At 69.9% G+C, this 3881-nt stretch carries 3 protein-coding genes; 1 reads left to right on the top strand and 2 read right to left on the bottom strand.

Annotation, left to right across the window (positions count from 1 at the left end; translation table 11 throughout):
• Window positions 1-922, bottom strand: a 922-nt coding sequence (locus tag MIC448_RS15335; RefSeq protein ID WP_036301719.1) for a branched-chain amino acid ABC transporter permease, incomplete at its 3' end; no start/stop codon positions are given.
• Window positions 923-990: 68 nt separating this feature from the next.
• Complete coding sequence (locus MIC448_RS15330; RefSeq protein WP_036301717.1) at window positions 991-2148, bottom strand: ABC transporter substrate-binding protein; 1158 nt, start codon at window positions 2146-2148, stop codon at window positions 991-993.
• Window positions 2149-2360: 212 nt separating this feature from the next.
• On the opposite strand from MIC448_RS15330, the gene MIC448_RS15325 reads away from it, so the two are divergent.
• Window positions 2361-3881 (top strand): FAD/NAD(P)-binding protein (locus tag MIC448_RS15325; protein ID WP_051514184.1); only part of this gene is annotated, 1521 nt, incomplete at its 3' end.

Genomic DNA, 3881 nt, shown 5'->3' with positions numbered 1-3881 from the left:
GCCATCGGCCGAGCCGCAAGGGTCGTCCCGCGCCGAAGAAGGTGCCCGTCATCGGTTCGGTCGACAGCACGGGCACGCGGCCGAGGATGCCGCCCGGCCGGATCCAGAGCACGAGGATGAGAGAGCCGAAGGTGATGAGCTGGCGGACGGAATCGCCCCACAGCGCGACGCCGAACGCCTCGGCGATCCCGAGGACGAGTCCGCCGACGATGGCGCCCGGCAGCGAGCCGAGCCCGCCGATGGTGGCCGCCGCGAAGGCCTGGATGCCGGCGGTGAAGCCCATCGTCGGCGAAACGTTGGAGAAGTACATCCCCACGAGCACGCCGGCGACGCCGCCCAGGGCGGAGGCGATCACGAACGAGATCGCCTGCACCCGATCGACCGGCATGCCCATCTGGGCGGCGGCATCGCGATCCTGGGACGTGGCACGGATGGCCCGGCCGATGCGCGTGCGGGCAAGTAAGAGGGCGAGAGCGACGACACAGACGACGCTCACCCCGATGATCACGAGGGCGATGGTGCCGAAGCGGAATCCGAACAGCTCGAAGTTGCTGCGTTCGAGCAGCGACGGGAACCGACGCGTCTCGGCCCCGAAGACCCGTTGCGAGCTGTTGTCGAGGATGATGCCGATCGCGAACGTCGCGAGCAGCACGGCGATCCCGGGCGCGGAGCGCAACGGCCGCACCGCCACGAGGTAGATGACCCAGCCGAGCAGCGAGGTGAAGATCACGACGCCACCCAGCACGGCCCAGAGGGGCCAGCCGAGCACCGCCGCCAGGAACCATCCGACCATCCCGCCGGCGGCGAAGACGGCGCCGTGGGCGAAGTTGACGATGTTCGAGACACCGAAGATCAGCGAAACGCCGACGGCCAGCAGCGCGTAGGTGCTGCCGCTCACGATTCCGGCGAGAAGGATGTCCACGGTGTGTCCCCGTCATGCGTCTGTCCGGGCATCAGACGTGCGGATGCCCGGACAGACGGTGAAACAGATTAGTCGGCCAGCTGGAATGCCCCGTCGCGGATGACGAGCGGGTACTGATCCGCATCAACGATACGTCGGTTGTCGGCGAAGGTGATCGGGCCGTACAGGATGGTCGGGAAGTCCTCGCCCTCGTCCAGCGCATCGCGCAGGCTCTGGCGGGTCAGTTCCCCGGCCTCCGCGGCGTCCGTGGCCGCCGCAGCCACCACGTTGAACGCGTCGTACGCGCGGATCGCGTAGTCCGAGGGGGTCTCGACGTCGTACTCGGCCGCGAAGTCGGTGATGAACTGCTGCACGGCCTCGTCCGGGTTCTCGGGGGTGAAGTAGCTGAGGGTCTGAACGCCCTCGGCGGCGTCACCGGCGAGCTCGATGAACTGCTGGTTGTAGATCGAGCTGATCCCGACGATGGGAACGTCGATGCCCAGCTCGCGCGCCTGCGAGGCGATGAGCGCGCCGTCGGCGGCATACGAGATCAGAACGATCACCTCGGGGTCGGCATCGCTCGCGGCGAGGAGCAGCGGGCGGAAGTCGGTGCCCTCGGGGTTGTAGCCCGTCGTGTACACCTCGTCCAGGCCCGCCTCTTCGGCACCCTCCGAGAAGAAGCCGTGCGTGTTCACGCCCCAGTCGGTGTCGTGATAGAAAACGGCTGCGGTCGAACCCTGCTCGGCGGCGAACTCGGCGAGGCGCGGGGCCTCGTACTCCTGCGACACCCAGGTCGCGAAGATGAAGTCGCCCGGATCCGTCACCGTCGACGCGGAAGCCGAGAAGGCGAACTGCACGAGGCCGGCCGCCTGGTAGATCGGGCTCGCGGCGGCCGAGGCCGGCGTGCCGAAGTCACCGAGGACGGCGAGGATCGATTCGTCGTCGACGAACTTCTGCGCGACCGCCGGGGCCTGCGCGGGGTCGGCCTGCGTGTCTTCGTAGACGAGCTCGACCGGGCGGCCGTCGATGCCGCCCGCATCGTTCAGCTCGGAGAGAGCGAGCTCGAAGCCCTGCTCGAAGTATTCGCCGTACTGAGCCTGGTCGCCGGTCTGGGGCAGCGCGACGCCGAACGTGACGGGCTCGGCGGCCTGACCCTCGGGGGTTTCGCCTCCGGTGCTGCAGGCAGCCAGGCCCAGAGCCAGGACGGCGACGACGCCGAGGGCGGCGGTGCGGTGGAAGGAGGACATAGGGATACTCCAGATGGTCGATGCTCGAGGCGCGTGCTGTGCGCGGATGGCGCCCGGGCGAGCGACATCACTCTCACGATAGGGATTGCGCGTACCGCGCGCTCGCCGGTTGACACACGCCGAAACACTCCGACCAGAAGCCACCGGGCGGAAACCGAGCCGTCTTGGGGCTGACAGGATGGGAGCGGATGTCTCGGGCGGAGGAGAGCGGTATGACCGTGCAGGACGCGGGATCCGCTGCCATCGCCGTTGTCGGTGCCAGCGTGCGGGGAACATCGGTCGTGGAGCGCCTGATCGCGAGCGCGCCCGAGCTGCTCGGCGAGACCCGCCTGATCATCCACCTGATCGATCCGCATCCCCCGGGTTCGGGGCGGATCTGGCGTGCCGGCCAGTCGTCGCGGCTGATCATGAACACCGTGGCCGCCCAGTCGACGCTCTTCACGGACGAGACGGTCGCGTGCGACGGGCCCCTCCGTCCGGGGCCCTCCCTCGCCGAATGGTGCGCGATGGTGACGCGGGATCCGAGCACGATCGGGACGGATGTCGCCGCGCAAGAGCTGGCCGACGTGCTCGCCGAGGCGGCCGGCACGCGGGACTGGTCATCGCCCAGTCGCCTGCTCTACGGCTACTACCTGCGCTGGTGCTTCGCGCGGATCGTGCGGGATCGCCCGACGAACATCGACGTTCGGGTCCATGCGGCGCGCGCCGTGGAGGTCTCGCCGACGACATCCGGATTCACGGTCCTCCTGGACGACGGCGGAGAGGTGGCCGTGGCGGCCGTCGTACTCGCGCTCGGCTGGCTGCCGCGGGACGATACGCCCGGCCATCCGCGGGTCGTCTCCCCCGGCAACCCGATCGATCAGGACCTGGGCCCGATCGGGGCGGGCGACTCCGTTGCGATCCGAGGACTCGGGATGGGCTTCTTCGACACCCTGAGCCAGCTGACCGAGCAACGCGGCGGGCGGTTCGTCCCGACCGCCGACGGCTCGCATCGCTACGAGGCGTCGGGTCGTGAACCGCGGCTCATCGCGGGTTCTTCGCGCGGCGTGCCCTATCGGGCGAAACCGCAATTCGGCGCCGTCCCCTTCTTTCCCGAACAGCGCATCCTGCGCGCGGCGATCGACGAGTTGCGCGGGCGTCGACCGCTCGATTTCAACCTCGACATCCTGCCCCTCATCGAGCGGGATGCGGCCTTCGACTACTACGCGACGCTGGGCCGGGTGTCGCCGGCGAGCGTGCGCGACCTCGACGGGCTGTTGCGGGGCATCCGCGAGTCGCGGCGGCCGGTCGACGAGCTCGTCGATGCGCACCTGCGTGAGGGGTCGGACAGGCTCTCACTGGATGCGGCCGCCCGGCCCCTGACGGAGGAGGATCCGGCCGCGCCGATCGACGAGGCGGTCGCTCGAGCCGTGCGGCGCGACATCGCCGAGGCGGAGCGCGGCGCGGCGAGTCCGCTGAAGATGGCCCTGCACTCGTATGCCGCGGCGCGGTCCGCCCTGATCCCCCTCGTCGAGTTCGGCGGGTTGGATCCCGCGTCGTTCGCGGACTACCGGCGGTTCCTCGCCGTCGCGGCGTCCTTCGGGAGCGGCCCACCGCTCCGACGCGCTCGGGACCTCGTGGCCGCGCACGATGCCGGGCTGGTGCGCTTCGCGGGTCCGGGATTCGCGGCGCGACCGAACGACGACGGCATCGGCGTCGGCGCGGATCGGATGGCGGAGATCGAGACGGACTGG

The organism is Microbacterium sp. C448, assembly GCF_000582705.2.
Taxonomy (GTDB): Bacteria; Actinomycetota; Actinomycetes; order Actinomycetales; family Microbacteriaceae; genus Microbacterium; species Microbacterium lacus_A.
Note: the sequence above shows the minus strand (reverse complement) of the source record. Positions and strands in the feature narration are given on the sequence as shown.